At 74.0% G+C, this 17877-nt stretch carries 7 protein-coding genes; 6 read left to right on the plus strand and 1 reads right to left on the minus strand.

Translation table 11 applies throughout. From position 1 onward, the window contains the following. Nucleotides 1-224 precede the first annotated feature (224 nt). Both JHAT_RS02455 and JHAT_RS02460 read left to right on the plus strand, forming a co-directional pair. A complete protein-coding gene (locus JHAT_RS02455) occupies nt 225-5765 on the plus strand; it encodes a non-ribosomal peptide synthetase (protein ID WP_253195377.1) in 5541 nt (1846 codons plus the stop codon). Next, nucleotides 5762-6901 (plus strand): saccharopine dehydrogenase NADP-binding domain-containing protein, encoded by a 1140-nt coding sequence (locus JHAT_RS02460; protein ID WP_171990705.1) that lies wholly within the window; start codon nt 5762-5764, stop codon nt 6899-6901. The genes JHAT_RS02455 and JHAT_RS02460 overlap by 4 nt, the downstream gene beginning before the upstream one ends. A gap of 75 nt (nt 6902-6976) precedes the next feature. On the opposite strand, the gene JHAT_RS02465 is transcribed toward JHAT_RS02460, so the two are convergent. Then, a complete protein-coding gene (locus tag JHAT_RS02465; protein ID WP_171990706.1) occupies nt 6977-8581 on the minus strand; it encodes a radical SAM protein in 1605 nt (534 codons plus the stop codon). A 290-nt stretch (nt 8582-8871) separates the two neighbouring features. Here JHAT_RS02465 and JHAT_RS02470 point away from each other — a divergent pair, with 290 nt between their 5' ends. The 4 genes from JHAT_RS02470 to JHAT_RS02485 all read left to right on the plus strand — a co-directional run bounded on the left by JHAT_RS02470 (nt 8872) and on the right by JHAT_RS02485 (nt 17837). Further along, nucleotides 8872-10713, plus strand: coding sequence for an ABC transporter ATP-binding protein (locus JHAT_RS02470; protein ID WP_077796357.1), 1842 nt, complete (start codon nt 8872-8874; stop codon nt 10711-10713). Next, the gene (locus JHAT_RS02475) at nt 10710-12419 is read left to right on the plus strand and encodes an ABC transporter ATP-binding protein (RefSeq protein WP_077796358.1); all 1710 of its coding nucleotides are present in this window, start codon (nt 10710-10712) and stop codon (nt 12417-12419) included. The genes JHAT_RS02470 and JHAT_RS02475 overlap by 4 nt, the downstream gene beginning before the upstream one ends. Before the next feature lie 82 nt (nt 12420-12501). Next, a complete protein-coding gene (locus JHAT_RS02480; protein ID WP_253195378.1) occupies nt 12502-17040 on the plus strand; it encodes a non-ribosomal peptide synthetase in 4539 nt (1512 codons plus the stop codon). Continuing rightward, the gene (locus JHAT_RS02485) at nt 17037-17837 is read left to right on the plus strand and encodes a thioesterase II family protein (protein ID WP_077796360.1); all 801 of its coding nucleotides are present in this window, start codon (nt 17037-17039) and stop codon (nt 17835-17837) included. Before JHAT_RS02480 ends, JHAT_RS02485 begins: the two co-directional genes overlap by 4 nt. The last annotated feature ends 40 nt before the right edge of the window (nt 17838-17877 follow it).

A 17877-nucleotide genomic window follows, 5' to 3' on the forward strand; every position in this document is an offset into this window, starting at 1 on the left:
GCCGCCGTACCGCGTATGTGGCCCACCGGCCGGCAGGGCGTCCGGGCCCACGGCGGTTCCGCCGGATGCCCGACAGCGGCTCCCGCGCCTCCCGACGCCGACGCCGACGCCAGCGCCGCCGACCTCGAAGACCCGCCCCTCGCTCCATGGCCGGCCGGACGTCCCGTGGCCGGTCGGACATCCAGAACTTCGCCAGTGCCGGTGCGCCAAGCTGACGTCCCCGTGTGGCTGTTTCAGCAGAGTGCGTGCTCAAGGGCGAGGAAGGGCGACCGATCATGAATGTCGGGGAGTTCGCGGCCGAACTGGAAGCGGCCGGAGTGGTGATGTACGAGGAGGGGGGAAAGCTCCGCTACCGCGCGCCACAGGGGGCGATGACGCCGGAGCGACTGGAGACGCTTCGTACCCACCGCGACGCCGTCCTCGCCCTGCTGCGCGTCGAGGAGTACGGGCCCGCCGTCGTCGCCGATCCCGCGGCGGCGCACGAACCCTTCCCGCTCACGGACGTTCAGGCGGCCTACCTGCTCGGGCGGAGCGGAGCGTTCGACTACGGCGGGGTGGCCTGCCACGGCTATCTGGAGATCGCTCTCCCGCACTGGGGGGTCGAGCGGATCGAGGAGGCCTGGAACCGGCTGATCCGACGACACCCCATGCTGCGCGCGGTGGTCGCCGCGGAGGGGTACCAGCGGGTGCTGCCGGAGGTTCCGCACTACCGGGTCCGCGGCGAGGACCTGCGCGGCGCCCCCGCCGAGGTCCGGGAGCGCACGCTGGAGGCGACCCGCAGCGAGATGTCGCACCAGGTGCGGCCGACCGAGCAGTGGCCCCTGTTCGACCTGCGTGCCACCGAGACCGACCAGGCCCTGGTCCTGCACGTGGCCGTCGACCTGCTCATCTGCGACTACAGCAGCATCCGGCTGCTGCTCGCCGAACTGGCGGACCTGTGTACGACCGCCCCGCGGCCCGAGCCGCAGGGCGGTACGTTCCGCGACTACGTGCTCGCCGCGGGGGCGGCGCGTGAAGGCACCCGCTACCGGCGCGACCGCGACTACTGGTGGTCCCGGATCGACGACCTGCCGGCCGCCCCCGACCTGCCGCTGCGCACCGACTCGCTCGGCGCCCCGCCGCGCTTCACCCGGCACGGGCTGCGGCTGACGCCCGCGCAGTGGCAGACCCTGACCCGACGCTCCACCGAGGCCGGCGTGACCGCCTCCACCGTCCTCCTGCAGACCTTCGCCGAGACGGTCGGCCGCTGGAGCCGCCACCCCCGCTTCACCCTCAGCCTCACCGTGCAGAACCGGCTCCCGCTGCTGCCCGACGTCGACCGCGTCGTCGGCGACTTCAGCTCCACCAGCCTGCTCGCCGTGGACCTCACCGAAGGCGCGACACCGGTCGACCGCATGCGTGCCGTACAGGACCGCCTCTGGGAGGACCTGGACCACCGGCTCTGCTCGGGCGTCGAGGTGCTGCGGGAGCTGGCCCGCCGCCGCGGACGGACCGAGGCGCTGCTGCCGGTCACCTTCACCAGCACCCTCAGCGGCTCCGCCGGGGACGAGTCCGCCGCCTCGCTGATGCCCGGGGGCGAGCTGGTCCACGGCATCACCCAGACCCCCCAGGTCTGGATCGACTGCCAGGTCATGAACGACGCCGGTGGCCTCCTCGTCCACTGGGACGTCCGCGAGGGAGTCTTCCCCGAGGGCATGGTCGACGACATGTTCGCCGCCTTCTCCGATCTCGTGACGCGGCTCCTCGACACCTCCGCCGCCTGGGAGGACACCGACCCGCCGGCCCTCCCCGCCCGACAGGCCCGGCGCGTGGCCGAGGCCAACGACACCGCCGCCGCGCGCCGCCACCAGCTCCTGCACACCGCGGTCGTCGACCAGGCGGAACGCACCCCCGACCGGACCGCGGTGGTGACCTCCTCGCGCAGCCTCGACTACGCCGAACTCCTCGGCCGGGCGCGGGCCGTGGCCGACGCCGTCCTCGCCGCCGGCGTCCGACCGGGCCGACGCGTGGGCATCGTGATGGAGAAGGGCTGGGAACAGGTCGTCGCCGTCCTCGGCGTGCTGCTCGCCGACTGCGCCTACCTGCCCGTGGACACCACACAGCCGGCCCTGCGCCGCAACGCCGTACTGACCGACGCCGAGGCACACCTCGTGCTCACGCAGTCCGCGCTGCTGTCCTCCCTGGACCTCCCCGCGGGCACCCGGGAGATCGCCGTCGACACCCTGGCCCCCGCCGCCCCGCGGGACCGGGCGGTCCGCGGACACCGGGCGGAGCCCGACGACCTCGCGTACGTCATCTACACCTCGGGCTCCACCGGCGTCCCCAAGGGCGTGATGATCAGTCACGCCGCCGCGCTCAACACCGTCGACGACATCAACGCCCGCTTCTCGGTGACCGCCGACGACCGCGTGCTCGGACTGGCCCAGCTCGGCTTCGACCTGTCGGTCTACGACATCTTCGGCCCCCTGTCGACCGGTGGTGCGCTGGTCCTGCCCGACGCCGGACGCCGTGGCGATCCCGGACACTGGGCGGAACTGCTCGCGGAGCACGCCGTCACCGTGTGGAACTCCGTGCCCGCGCAGATGCAGATGCTGGAGGAGTACCTCCGCACCGAGCCCGGTGCGGACGTCTCCCGGCTGCGGCTGGCCCTGCTGTCGGGCGACTGGATACCCGTCACCCTCCCCGACGCCGTGCGACGCCGTGTGCCCGGACTGGACGTGGTGAGCCTCGGCGGGGCCACGGAGGCGGCCATCTGGTCGATCTGCCACCCGGTCACCACCGTCGATCCCGAAGCGCGCAGCATCCCGTACGGCAAACCCCTCGCCAACCAGCGCTTCCACGTCCTCGACACGCTGCTGCGCGAGTGCCCCACCCACGTCACCGGCGAGCTGTACATCGCCGGGGCCGGCCTCGCCCTCGGCTACCTCGGCGACCCCGAGCGCACCGCCGAACGGTTCGTGACGCACCCCGCCACCGGCGAACGGCTGTACCGCACCGGCGACATGGGCCGGCGCCTGGAGGACGGCGCGATCGAGTTCCTCGGCCGTGTGGACCGCCAGGTGAAGTTGAACGGCCACCGGGTGGAGCTCGCCGAGGTCGAGGCCGCGCTGCAGACCTCTCCCGCCGTGGAGGCCGCCGCGGCCATCGTCCAGGGCGAGGGCGCCGCCCGCCGGCTCGTCGCCTTCGCCGAGCCCGTGCGGACCGACGCGCCCCCGCTGCCCGCCGCGCTCCGGGACGAGGCGGTCGCGAGCGTCGCCGAGACCGTCCGCGCCGTGGCGGCGGACGAGGTGGCCGAGATGGTCGACCTGCTCGATCTCTCCGCGCTCCAGTCGATGGCGATCCTGTTCCGGTCCTGCGGGCTGTTCCCCGACACCACGGCCGAGCACACCGCCGAGGAGATCATCGAGGCCGTCGGCGCGGCCCCCGAGAACCACTACCTCGTACGGCGCTGGCTGACCGCTCTGGAGGAGGAGGGCCGGCTGCTCCAGGACCCGGAGACCGGCCGCTACCGAGAACTGGGGAAGGACGCACCGGGGGAGCACGAGGCCGTCCTGAAGCGGATCGACGCGCTCGAACCCCGGATCCGCTGGGGCGCCGAACTCGTCCGCTACCACCGGGTCTCCGAACGGAACCTCGCCCCGCTCGTGCGCAACGAGATCGACCTCAAGACGCTGCTCTTCCCGGAGGGCCGCCTGGAGACCGCCGAGGCGGCGTACCGCGACAACCTGATCAGCCGTCACAACAACGCGGTCGTGGTGGCCGCGATGCGCGAGATCGCCCGGCGGCACGACGGCCCCGACCCGCTCCGGCTCCTGGAGATCGGCGCCGGGGTGGGGGGCACGAGCACGGTCCTGGTGCCCGAGCTCGACGGCCTGGACGTCGACTACCTGTTCACCGACCTGTCCCACTTCTTCCTCACCGCCGCCCAGGAGAAGTTCCGGGACCACCCCTGGGTCCGTTACGGCCTGTTCGACCTCAACCGCGACCACCGCGCCCAGGGCCTCGCGCCGAACTCGTTCGACGTGATCCTGCTGGCCAACGTCCTGCACAACTCCGTGCACGCCGAGCACGTCCTCGCCCGGTTGCGGGAGCTCCTCGCGCCCGGCGGCTGGCTGGTCTTCATCGAGGCGACCCGCGACGCGTACCACGTCATGACCTCCATGGAGTTCAACGCGGGTCTCCACGGCTTCGAGGACGAACGCCGGGAGACGGGGCAGACCTTCTTCGGACGCGAGCAGTGGCTGCGGATGCTCCGCGAGGCCGGCGCCGAGGTCGCCTTCTGCCTGCCCGAGGAGGACAGCCCGCTGTCCCGTATCGGCCAGCACGTCTTCGCGTCCCGCTTCAAGGCCGACCGCACCCGGCTCCGGCCCGAGGCGCTCGTCGGTCATCTGCGCGACCGGCTCCCCCCGTACATGATTCCGGCGGAGCTCCAGGTCGTGGACCGCATCCCCCTCACCGGCAACGGCAAGGTCGACCGGGCCCGCCTCGGCGCGTGGACCGCCTCCGCGGCACAGGGGCGGGTCGACGAGGGAGGCGACGCGCCGCGCGCCGGCATGGAGCAGGCCCTGGCCGCGCTCTGGGCGGACGTGCTGCCGGTCACCTTCGTCGGCCGCGACGCCAACTTCTTCGACCTCGGCGGCGACTCGCTCCTCGTGGCACGGCTCGTCACCAGGATGCGCGAACGGCTTCCCGAGGCCGCCGACCTGGAATGGGACGACCTGCTGCGCCTGGTGATGAACCGGCCGACCGTGGCGGCGCTGGCCGAGCACCTCGGTGCCACCCGCGGAGGCGTCCCGGGCCTCGCCGGGGCGGCCCCCGCCTCCCCGCTGGTCCGGATCAGCAACGGTGCCGCCGGCGCGGCGGACACCGCCACCCGGGTCCTGGTGCACGACGGGACGGGCACCCTCATCCCCTACCGGGCGGTGATCGGCGCACTGGGGGACCGGCTCCCCCTGGCCGGTCTCGTCGTCGACGACATCGAGGCGTTCCTGAAGGCGGACCCGCGCACCCAGGTGGCGGAGCTGGCCGACCGGCACGCCGGGGCCCTGCTCGCCGAAGGGCTCGGGCGGATCCACCTCGTCGGCTACTGCATGGGCGGTCTGCTGGTGCCCGAACTCGCCCGCCGGCTGACCGCCGCCGGTGCCGAGGTGAGCGGCCTGACCGTCATCAGCAGCTACAGGGTGCCGTACCTCGTGGAGGACGACCTGCTGGCCGAGTACATCTTCGCCCGGCTGATGCGGGCGGACCTGGTGGGGCTCGGGTACCCCCGGGACGAGTCGGCGACGCGCGAGCTGGTGCGGGTCACCACCGAGCACTTCGCGGACACCGTTCCGCAGGGCAGCCTCGCCGACCGTCCGGAGTCGGCGTTGACCGGGCCCGGACGGGAGGCGCTGCGGGCCTTCCGGGCGCTCGCCGAGCGGTCCCAGGAGGAGCGGCTGCGCGCCATCGGCGCGTCGATGCCGGCGGGGGACGCGGAACTCCGTTCCCCGGAGCGGCTGTCGAGGCTGTACCGCATCGTCAAGCACAGCCTCGTGTCCGTCGCCTCGCACGAGGCGGCGCCCTGCGAGCTGCCCGCGACGTTCGTCCGTCAGACGGGGGAGGCGGAGATCTTCCCCGGCATGCACCGTGACATGACGGATTACTGGCAGCAGGTGTGCGGCGCGGGACTGCGCGTCGTGGACGTGCCCGGCGACCACTTCACGTGCGTGCAGCCCCCGAACGCCGAGGCCGTGGCGCGCGCACTGCTCGCGGAGGACGGCCGGTGAGCGGCGGGGCGCCGCTGATCGGTGTCCTCGGCGGGTACGGGGCGGTCGGCGCGGCCGCCGCCCGGGTGCTGGCGGCCGAGGGGGAGTTCCGGCTGAGGATCGGCGGCCGGGATCCCGAGGCGGCGGCGCGCTGTGCCGCCGCCCTCGGCGGGGCCGTCGAGGCGGGGGAGGCCGACGCCCGGTCCGAGGCGAGCCTCGACCGGTTCGCCCAGGGCTGTGACGTGGTGCTCCACTGCGCGGGGCCCGCCTACGAGCTGGCCGACCGTCCGCGCCGGGCGGCGGCGGCCGCGGGGGCCGACTACGTGGACGTGATGGACGGCTGCGGGCCCGCTCCCGCCCCGGCGGGCGAGCGCACGGCGGTCCTGTCGGCCGGCCTCGTGCCGGGCCTGTCCGGGCTGCTGCCCCGGCTGCTGACGGACGGGCGGACCCCGCCGGGGACCGCCCGGTTCACCGGGTACCACGTGTCGCTCGGCGCCTTCACCCGGACCGGCGCCATGGACTACCTGCTGAGCCTGGACCGCGGTTACGGCACACCGCGCGCCCAGTGGCGCGACGGGCACGTGGTGCGCGGCGCGTTGCGCGGCGCCGAGGAACGCCTGGTGGCGGGGGTGCCGCATCCGGTGACCGTGTACCCCTATCTCACCCAGGAGCTGGTGGGCCAGGCCCGCGCCCTCGGCCTCGCCGAGGCCCGCTGGTACAACGGCTTCGACGGGCACCACCTGCTCGACGCGCTCAACCGCCACCGGTCCGGCGACGACCGGGCGGGCGGTCCGGAGGCGCGGGCGGCCGACGTGGTGCGGGCCAGCACGCTGGACGCCCTGGGGCGCTCGCCGTACCACGTGCTGTGCGGCGTCCTGGAACGGTCCGGCCCCGACGGCGCCACGGTGCGCCGAGTGGTGGTCCGCGGCACGGACGGTTCGGCGATGACCGGCGTGGTGGGCGCGGTCGCGGCCCGGGAGGTGGCCCGGGGACGCGTGCCCCGGGGCGTGCACCGGGCCGCGCGGGTGCTGCCCGCCCGAGGCGTCCTGGACGCGCTGCGGCGGCACCTGCCCGACACGGTCGTCACCTTCTCCGACGACACACCCGCCGCGGGTGTGGTCCCCGCGGACCCGGTCATGGAGGAAGGCGTGCTGTGACGCTCCCCGGAGGGGACGAGAGGCGCGGCGGGCCGGGAGCCCGCCGCGCCTCTCGTCCCCTCCGGGGAGCCGGTGTCAGACCGGGTCGCAGACCAACCGGCGTCCCGGCGGGGCGAGTTCCACGCCGAACTCCGTCAGCCGGTGGAGGTTGTCACGGATGACGGCGGCCCCCTCGTCCAGGTCGGTGTAGTCCAGGGGTGCCATGGCCATCCGCTCCAGGCACTTCTCCACGGCGATGTTGACGGCGTGGTCGTGACGGGGCATCAGCCAGTGCTGGTAATCGTGCTGCCAGAGACTGAGCACGGTCTTGTCGTTGGCCAGCCGCACCTTGTCGAGGGTCTCCTTCTGCAGCCGGGCCGCCTGCGCGCTGTCCATGCCGATGTGGGACCAGGGCGAGGCGGGATCGGTGGGGTCGTCCGCCACGATCCGCAGTTCCTCCCGGTCCTGCCACAGCGGCATGGTCTCGTCGGTGATGGAGAACCTGGAGAGCGCGTAGTGCCCGGAGTACTCCCGCAGGAGGTAGTCCTGCGTGTCCTGGAACATTTCCGGGTCCTCGCCCGGGTAACCGACGATGAAGAGGCCGTAGTACGACATCCCGCTCCGGCTGAGCAGCTCGACGGCCCGGCGGTTCTGCTTGACCGAGACCCGCTTGCTCATGCGCTTCAGCGTGCCGTCGTTCATCGACTCGAAACCGATGTGCAGCTGGAAGCAGTGCGAGGCCGCGAGACCGGCCACCACGTCCGCCGAATTGAGCGTGTTGGCGCGGCTGAACCCCTCCCACCTCGGAACACCCGAATTCGGGAGGATCTCCAGGAGACGACGCAGTCGGGTCGGCGGAATGGTGAAAGTCGAATCCATCGCCGAAATGACGTCCGCGCCGTTCCGGTCGGCATAGGAGATCCAGTCGTCGCGTATCTTCTCGGCGGATTTGTATCGCCATTTGGGTGAAGCCGCGGGAAACGAGCAGAACTTGCAGTCGAACGGACAGCCCCGCATGGACTCGTAGGGGACGATCGACTGATCGCCGAGGATCTGCGGTGAGGGGAAGTCGTCGATGTCGACGTACTCGACCGGATTGATGCGGACGGTGTCCCCGTCGCGCCACACGAGATTCGGCACGGCGCTCAGCCGGCCCCGGCCCGCCAGCGCGTCCAGGGTCTTGGGCAGGGCGATCTCGCCGTCGCCGCGGACCACCGCGAGGATCTCCGGGAAGTCCCGCATGGCCGTCATGAACTTGAGGTTGGTGAACTGCCCGCCGGCCACGATCGGCGTGCCGGGGAGGTTCTCCCGGACCCACCGTACGGCCGAGCCCAGGATGGGGCCGTTCCAGATGTACGTGGTCGACAGGAGCACCACGTCGACGTCGCCCGCCGGCGCCTTCGCGCGGCCCTCCCAGACGTCCCCCAGGTCCAGGCGCTCGAAACTGTGGCCGCTGTTCTCCAGGATCGACAGGAGGGTGACCGTCGTCAGGTGGGGGGTCGTGGCCGAACGCGGCCGGAGCAGGGCGTACTCGCGTCCGTGCTGGGTGAAGGCCAGCCGCCGCAGATCGAGGTCCGCGCTTCCGGCTCTCCGGAGCATCTCCCGGGCCGCGTCGGAGGGATCCGCCGTGAAAAGCGATCCCTCCAGATACGGTGAATTGAGGTTGGCGGGCCCGAGCCCGCTCAGCAGTAGAAAGCGCACGCTTCCCCGCTCTCCTGTGGTGAGGGTGGTGGCCGCCCCGGACAGGGGTTCACACGATCGTTTCAGGCCACGCCTGGGCATCGTCTGGACGGAATCCCCGCGCCGCGATTCGTCGCCCGGCGCGGCCGCCCGGGCCTCCGGAAGCGGCCCGGGGGCGTTTCCCGGGCCGCTTGCGGGGTGAGTTCTTATACTTGTAAAGTTACTGCTGTCTTCATGGAACTTGCCGTCCGGTCGTGACAGTGCTGCCCGCTTCCGGACCGGACGGTCGTGCCCGAAAGGTGGGGAATCCCATGGCCACGGCAGAGGGTCTGCACAGCCGTGCCGATGGTGGGGAGGTGGTCGACGGCGGCGGTCCGGAGAGCGACCCGGGAGGTCCGGCCGCGACCTCCCGCCAGGTGCTCCTGCGCCTGCTCCGTCCCTACCGCACCAGCCTCGTCACCGTCTTCGTCCTCCAGGTCGTCAGCTCCCTCGCCGGTCTCGCACCGCTGATCGCGGTGGTCGAACTCGGCCGGGTGCTGCTCGACCCCGGACCGGCGGACCACGGTGCCGCCTGGCTCGCCGTCTGGCTCGGCGTCGGCGGCCTGCTCGTCCGCGTCGTCCTCGCCGCCGCGTCCGGCGGCATCGCCCACCTCGTCGACGGCCGGCTCCAGCTCTCGCTGCGGCGGCTGCTCGCCCAGCGCCTCGGCAGGGTGCCGCTCGGCTGGTACTCCCGCCGCAGCTCGGGCGAGATCAACGGCGTGGTGCAGGGCGACGTCGACCAACTGCACCACCTCATCGCCCACGCACCCGTCGAGGCCACCTCCGCCGTCGTCGTCCCGCTCGCCTCGTTCGGGTACCTCGCGTGGGTGGACTGGCGGTTGACGCTCGTCGCGCTCGTGCCGGTGCTCCTCGGCCTCGCTCTGCAGCGCCTGCTGCAGAGCGAGGCCCGGCAGCGCGAGGGGCGCAGGATGGGAGAGGCCATGGGGCGCATCGGCGCCGCCTCCGTCGAGTTCGTCGAGGGCATCTCGGTCGTCAAGACCTTCGGCGGCGGCGGGCAGGCCCACCGGCGCTACCGGAAGGCCGCGGACGACTTCGCCGACTTCTTCCTCACCTACGTGGCGGACGCCGCGGGCCTCGCCTCGCTGGCGGCCCTGGTGCTCTCCCCGCCGTTCGTCCTGCTGCTCGTCTTCGCCGGCGGTACGGCACTGATCGCGGCCGACGCCATGCCCCCCGCCGACCTGCTGCCGTTCCCGCTGCTCGCCGTCGCGCTGACCGCGCCCATCGCCGCGCTCGGCCACGGCCTGGACAACGTGCACGCCGCCGAACGGTCCGCCGAGCGGATCCGGGACATGCTGAACGTACCGCCGCTGCCCGAGCCGGTGAGGCCGGCCGAACCGCACGGCGACCGCGTGGAGTTCCGCGGCGTCGGCTTCGCCTACGACTCCGGCCGCCCGGTGCTCCAGGGGATCGACCTGGTCCTCGAACCGGGCACCACCACCGCGCTCGTCGGTCCCTCGGGCGCAGGGAAGTCCACGCTGGCCCAACTGGTCCCGCGGTTCTCCGACCCGACCAGCGGGTCCGTGCTCCTGGGCGGTGCCGACCTCCGCGACATCCCCGGCGAACGGCTGTACCGCCACGTCTCGTTCGTCCTCCAGGACGTCCGGCTGCTGCGCGCCGGCATCGCCGAGAACATCGCCCTCGCCGTCCCGGAGGCCGACCGCGCCGCCGTCGAGCGGGCGGCACGCGCGGCGGGCATCCACGAGCGCATCCAGGCGATGCCCCGCGGATACGACTCCGTGATCGGCGAGGACGTGGGACTGTCCGGCGGCGAGGCGCAGCGCCTCTCCATCGCCCGGGCGCTGCTCGTCGACGCCCCGGTGCTGGTCCTGGACGAGGCGATGTCCTTCGCCGACGCCAAGACCGAGGCCGAGATCCGCGCCGCCCTCGCGAACCTCGTCCAGGGCCGTACGCAACTGGTGATCGCCCACCGGCTGGAGACCGTCGCCCAGGCCGACCGGATCGTCGTCATGGAGGAGGGGCGGATCGTGGAGAGCGGTACCTACCACGAACTGCTGGCTCTGAACGGAAAGTTCGCCGCCTTGTGGCGTGCCCGGCGCGCGCGTGCCGGCCAGAAGAGGGAGATCCACCGATGATCAGGCTGCTGCTGAGGGTCCTGGGCGAGCGGCACTCGGGCCCCCTGCGCCGCACCGTGGCGCTCATGTCCGTCTGCGCCGTCGTGGAGGGTCTGTCCTACGCGCTGCTCATCCCGCTGCTCCGGGCCCTGCTCCGCGACGACGCGCAGGACGCCTGGCCGTGGCTGGCCGCCTTCGCCGTCGCCGTCGCCGTGACCTCCGTGCTCGGCTACTTCAGCGACAAGTCCGGTTTCCGCACCGGCGGTGAGCTCTCCCGGGGCCTGCACCACCGCCTCGGCGACCACCTCGCCGGACTGCCGCTGGGCTGGTTCACCCCCGGCCGGATCGGGGACGTCTCCGGGCTCACCAGCCGCAGCGTGATGGAGGTCATGTCGGTACCGGCCCACCGGCTGCGGCCCCTGATCAACGCCACCCTGATCCCGCTCTCCGTGGTCGTGGTGCTCTTCTTCTTCGACTGGCGCCTCGCCCTCGCCGGCCTCGTCGCCGCCCCGCTGATCGCCGGAGTGCAGCGCTGGACGTCGAAGGCGACCGCCCGCCAGGACGCCGAGCGGGCGCGCAGCAGCGACGAGGCCGCCGGCCGGGTCGTGGAGTTCGTCCGTGCCCAGCCGGTGCTGCGCGCCGGCGGCCGGACGGGCGAGCGCTTCGGCCTCCTGGACGACGCACTGCACGAGCAGTGGCGCAGCGGCCGGCGCGCGGCTCTCAGCGGCGTGCCCGGCATGCTCGGCCTGACCTTCTCCGTCCAGGCCGTCTTCACCGCCGTCCTCGCGCTGGGCGTGTACCTCACGCTGGACGGCGGCCTCGGCGCCCCGGAACTGCTGGCGATCATGGTCCTGGCGGCACGCTGTGTCGAACCCCTGCTGTCCCTCGCCGACCTCGGCGGCATCATGCGGGTCTCCCGAGGCGAACTGGAACGCATCGACGCGGTCCTGACCGAGCCCCCGCTGCCGCGCGCCGAGCGACCGGCGGTTCCGGCCCACGACGGCGTACGGCTGGAGTCGGTCGGCTTCCGGCGCGGCGGCCGCCAGGTGCTGGACGGACTCTCCCTGGACGTGGAACCGGGCCGGCGGGTGGCCGTCGTCGGGGCCTCGGGCGCCGGCAAGAGCACCCTGCTCCAGCTCGTCGCCCGGTTCCACGACGTCGACTCGGGCGTGGTGCGCCTCGGCGGGGTGGACGTGCGCGACATCGACGGCGAGGAGCTGATGTCCCGCCTCTCCATGGTCTTCCAGGACGTCTACCTCTTCGAGGGCACCATCGAGGACAACGTCCGGATCGGCCGGCCGGACGCCACCTTCGAGGAGGTGCGGACGGCGGCCGCGGCGGCGTTCCTGGACGAGGTGGTGGACCGGCTTCCCGACGGCTGGGCCACCCAGGTCGGCGAGGGCGGCGCCGCGCTGTCCGGAGGCGAGCGGCAGCGGGTGTCGATCGCGCGCGCCCTGCTGAAGGACGCCCCCGTGCTGCTGCTCGACGAGGCCACCTCGGCCCTCGACCCGGAGAGCGAGGCGGCCGTCCAGGAGGGCCTCGACCGGCTCATGGCGGGCCGCACGACCATCATGGTCGCCCACCGCCTCAGCACCGTCGAGAGCGCCGATCTGATCGTCTTCCTGGAGGACGGCCGGATCGTGGAGCAGGGCACGCACGAGGAACTCGTCCGGCGCGGCGGCCGGTACGCCGAATTCTGGAGAATCGCCGCGCACGTGGCGGCCTGAAGGCACGATGGCGAGCGCTCGCCCGTCACACACCGACCGGCACACGGGGGTAGGGATGTCAGGCACTACGGCAGGGCAGCCGGTGGATCTCCGCACGGAGGTCGCCGCGCTCCTCGGAATCGAGCTGGGCCCCGGGGACGACGACACGAACCTCTTCGAACTGGGCTTACAGTCCCTGCAGTTGATGTCCCTGGTCAACCGGATGAACCGGTCCGGCGCGGGCGTCGACTTCACCGAGATGGCCCAGGACCCGCGGCTGCGGGCCTGGTACGGCCTGCTCGCCTCGCGCGCGGCGGCGGGCGGGCCGGAGCCCGGGGCGGAGCCGGAGCCCGCGCCCGGCCCGGTCGCCCCCGTCGACGAGCGCGCGCCGTTCCCGCTGACCGCCGTGCAGCAGGCCTACTGGATCGGCCGCGGCGCCGACCGGCCCCTCGGCGGCGTCGGGTGCCACGCCTACCTGGAGATCGACACCCGGGACGTGGCGGCGGACCGCCTCGAGCGGGCCGTCGTCGCCCTCGTCCGCCGGCACCCCATGCTGCGCGCCTCGTTCGCGGACGACGGCACCCAGCGGATCACCGAGGACGTCACCTGGCCGGGCCTGACGGTCCACGACCTCACGGGGCTCCCGGCCAAGACCGCCGAGGACGCCCTGCTGGACCTGCGGGAACACCTCTCCCACCGGGTGCTCGACGTCGCCGCGGGCGAGGTGCTCGACGTCCGGCTGAGCCTTTGCCCCGGCGGGGCGCAGCGCATCCACGTCAACGCCGACCTGCTGGTCGCCGACGTGCACAGCATCCGGGTGCTGCTCTCCGACCTGGCGGCGCTCTACGCCGATCCCGCGGACAGCGCCGCACCGCGGTACACCTTTCCCCGGTACCTCGCCGACACCGCCGCCTCCCGGGCGGCCGGGCGCGAGCGGGCGCGGGAGTACTGGCGGCGGCGCCTGCCGGAACTCCCCGGCGGGCCCGCCCTCCCGCTGGCGGCGGACCCCGGCGAGATCGGCGTGCCGCGTTTCGCACGGCGCAGCCACACCCTGACCCCCGAGGAGTGGCGGGCCCTTCAGCGCCGGGCCGCCGAGCACGGCCTGACCCCGGCCGTGTCACTGGTCACCGCCTTCTCCGAGATCCTCGTGCGATGGAGCGGACAGCAGAGGTTCCTGCTCAACATCCCCCTCTTCGACCGCGACCGGGACCTCCATCCCGACATCGAGCGCATCGTGGCCGACTTCACCAGCCTGCTGCTGCTCGAGGTCGACCTGCCCGCGGACGCCGGCTTCGCCGACCGGGCCCGCGCGATCCAGGCGCGCCTGCACGACGACGTCGGCCACGCCGCGTACACGGGCGTCGACGTGCTGCGCGACTTCGTGCGCACCGACACCGCGACCCCGCGCACGGCGCCCGTGGTCTTCGCCTGCAACCTCGACGCCCCGCTGGTGCCCGACGACTTCGCCGCCCGCTTCGGCGAGCTGTCCTGGATGGTCTCCCAGACCCCCCAGGTCTGGCTCGACCACCAGGTGTACGGCACCCGCGAGGGCGGTCTGCTGCTGGCCTGGGACGTCGTCGAGGCGCTCTTCCCCGAGGGCGTGACCGCCACCATGTTCGCGGCGTACACCGACCTGGTACGGCGCCTGGCGACCGCCGACTGGAGCCTCCCGCCGGACATACCCCTGCCCGAGTCCCAGCTGCGACGTCGCACCGAGGTGAACTCCGTGACCCGGCGGGAGAGCGGTCGTCTGCTGCACCAGGCGTTCTTCGAGCGGGCGGCCGGCCGGGCCGGGGACCCGGCGCTGCTGTGGGGGGAGGACGGCCGTCTCACCCACGGCGAACTGGCGGACCGCGCGCTGCGCGTGGCCGGTGCGCTCGCCGCCCGGGGGGTCGGACCGGGCAGCCCGGTCGTCGTCACCGCGCCCAAGGGCCCCGACCAGATCGCGGCGGTGCTCGGCGTCCTGGCCGCGGGCGGCACGTACGTGCCCGTCGGCGTCGACCAGCCCGCCGGGCGCCGGGACCGCATCCACGCGCTGAGCCGCTGCGAGCTCGTCCTGGACGGCACCGGGGCGCCGCCGCCGACGGGGACCGCGACCCCCTTCCTGCCCCTCTCCGAGGCCCTCCGGGCGGCACCGCTGGACGCCCCCGTGGAGGTGTCCGCCGACGAGAGCGCGTACGTCATCTTCACCTCCGGTTCCACCGGCACGCCCAAGGGCGTCGAGGTCGGCCACCGCGCCGCGGTCAACACCGTCGAGGACATCGACGAGCGGTACGGTCTGGGGCCGGCGGACCGCGTCCTGGCCGTCTCCGCCCTGGACTTCGACCTCTCCGTGTGGGACGTCTTCGGCCCGCTCGCCGAGGGCGGCGCCCTGGTGCTGGTCGACGAGACCGACCGACGCGACGCCCACCGGTGGCTCGCGCTCTGCGAGCGCCACGCCGTCACCGTGTGGAACTCCGTTCCCGCGCTGATGGACATGCTCCTCACCGCGGCCGACGGGGCGCCCCTTCCGGCATCCCTGCGCCTCGCGCTGCTCTCCGGCGACTGGATCGGCCTCGACCTGCCCGGACGGTTGGACCGCGCGACGGACGGCCGGTGCCGGCTGGTCGCCCTCGGCGGCGCCACCGAGGCCGCGATCTGGTCCAACGCGCACGAGGTGACCGCCGTGCCCGCGCACTGGCGCTCCGTCCCGTACGGCAGGCCGCTGGCCAACCAGCGGTTCCGGGTCGTCGACCCGTACGGCCGGGACTGCCCGGACTGGGTGCCCGGGGAGCTGTGGATCGGCGGAACCGGTGTGGCGCGGGGATACCGAGGCGACCCCGAGCTGACGAGGGAACGTTTCCCCCGGGCCTCGGACGGGCGCTGGTACCGCACCGGCGACCAGGGACGCTACTGGCCCGACGGCACGCTCGAGTTCCTGGGCCGCATCGACCACCAGGTCAAGATCAACGGCTTCCGGGTGGAGCTGGGCGAGATCGAGTCCGTGCTGCAGGCCCACCCCGCGGTCTCGCACGCCCTCGCCGTCGTCGTCGGTGACCGTACGCGGGAGATCGCGGCGGCTTTCCTGCCCGCCCCGGCGTCCGCATCCGCTCCGGCGTCCGCATCCGCTCCGGCGTCCGTACCCGCCCCGGGCGGGGCCCGGACACCGGGAGACGCCGACGGCCGGGGGCGGGAAGCCCGTGAGCAGGAGGCGGAGCTGGCCGAGACGCTTCTCGCCGCGTTGCTGGACCCCCTGCTCGGCCCCGGCGAGCGGCCCGTCGAGGTGAGCGCGCTGCCCGTGGCGGAGACGGGCCGCCGGCTGTTCGCCGGCTGGCTGGACTTCCTCCGGGAACGGCAGGTCCTGACCCGCTCGGCCGGGACCGTGGCCCGCGGCCCCCGCTGGGCCGTGGTCCGCGACGGAGCACGGGCCGGCGCGCTGCGCGACCGGATCGCCGGCGGCCGTCTCCAGCAGGTCGTGGACGGCTGGGCCGGGGCGATGCCCCTGCTGTCCGCGGTGCTCGCCGGCACCGCGGACACCGACGCCCTGGCCGACGACCCCGTTCTGTCCCCCGACGGGCTCGCGCTCCGGCTGCCCGGCGTCGGCGCCTGCCTGGACGCCGTGGCGCGGGAGGTGGGGGCCCTGTACGACGACGGCGGCCGGGTGCTCGACGTCGCCGAGTGGGCGGGCGCGGGCGGCCGGAGCGCGGCCGCACTGCTGGAGCGGCTGAAGCCCGGCACGGTCGACTACGTGCTGCTCGACGAGCGGGAGGCCCGGATCGCCGCCGCCGAGGCCCGGCTCGCCGGTTCCGGGCACCGGGTACGGACGGCCCGGCAGGACGCCTTCGCCGTACCCGAGTCGAGACTCGCCGCGTTCGACGTCCTCGTGGTGAACGACGCCCTGGGCCGGGAGCCGGATCCGGACGCCGCCGCGCGGGTGCTGGCCCTGCTGGGCAGGCCCGGCAGCCGGGTGTTCCTCGTCGCGGGGGAGACGGCCTCCCCCCTGGCGGTCCCGACGGTGCCCGCCGCGTCCCCGGCCGCCGACGCGACCCGGTGGCTGCGGGCCCTGGAACGGGCCGGGTTCACCCGGGGCGAGCTGTCCGGGCGCGAGCCCGACGGCGTGGTGCTGATCACCGCCCGGCGCCCGGCCGGGGACGACGCCGACCGCGTCGCCGACCCGTCGGCGCTGCGTTCCTGGCTCGCCGACCGGCTCCCGGCCCACATGATCCCCGGCTCCCTCGTCGGCCTGGCCGAACTGCCGTTGAGCGCCAACGGCAAGGTGGACCGGAAGCGGGTGGAGCAGGCTCTCGGGGACGCCGCAGCTCCGGCCGAGGGCGTCGGGGATCCCCCACGGGGTCCCGTGGAGGAGGCCGTGGCGGAGCTCTGGGCACGCGTCCTCGGCACGCCGGTCACCGCGCGCGGCGCGGGTTTCTTCGCCCTGGGCGGGGACAGTGTGACGGCGACCCGGCTGGTGGCCGCCGTCCGCGGCCGGCTGGGCGTGGAACTGCCGATGCGCGACGTCCTGCGGGCCCCGACCGTGGCGGGAATGGCCGCGCTGGTGGGCGAGCTGAGGGCCCGGCGCGGCCTGGACCGGGACCCGGGCGACGACGCTCCCGCGGGAGCGCCGGGCGGCCCGTCCGAGGAGTTCGAGGAGGGCGAGCTGTGACCCCGGCGGACCACCGCGCGTCCTCCGCGCCACGCGTCTTCTCCCGGCGCGCGCACGCGCGTTCCCGGCTCGTCTGCTTCCCCCACGCCGGGGGTGCCGCGGGCGGCTACCGCGGCTGGTCCCTCGACGCCCCCTGGGACGTCGAGGTGCGCGCGGTGCAGTACCCCGGCCGCGGTGACCGCTTCGGCGAGCGGACCGCCACCGACATGGAGAGCCTCCTGGACGACCTCGTCCCCGGGCTGAGCGGGGGGTTCACCGGCGAGGAGTCCGCTTCCTGCGTGTTCTTCGGACACAGCATGGGTGCCTCCGTGGCCTACGAGGCCGCGCGCAGGCTCGCCCTGACCGGCCGCCCGCCGGCGGCGCTCGTCGTCTCCGGTCAGCCCGCCCCGCACCGGACCCGGGGCGGCGACCTCCACCGCGCCACCGACGCCGAACTCCTCGCGGACCTGAAGAGGCTCGGCGGCACCGCCCGGGACGTCATGGACGACGACGCGCTCCTGGAGGCCCTGCTGCCCGCCGTCCGCAGCGACTACAGGGTCATCGAGACCTACCGGCCGTCTCCCGGAGGGGTGCTGGGCATCCCGGTGACCGTGCTGTACGCCGCCGACGACCCGGAGGTCACCGCGGAGGAGGCCGCCGCCTGGGGCGAGCTCACCACCGGGCCCTGCGAGGTGGAGGTCTTCACGGGCGGCCACTTCTACCTGGAGAGCCGGCGCGAGACCGTTCTCCCGCGCGTCTTCGAGGCGGTGCGCGCGGCGCTGCCCGAGACCGCCACCGCCTGGCCGTCCACACCGTGACGCGCCGTCGGACGACGACGGCCGCACACCGTTTCCGTCA

This window comes from Streptomyces sp. JHA26 (assembly GCF_002005565.1).
GTDB lineage: Bacteria > Actinomycetota > Actinomycetes > Streptomycetales > Streptomycetaceae > Streptomyces.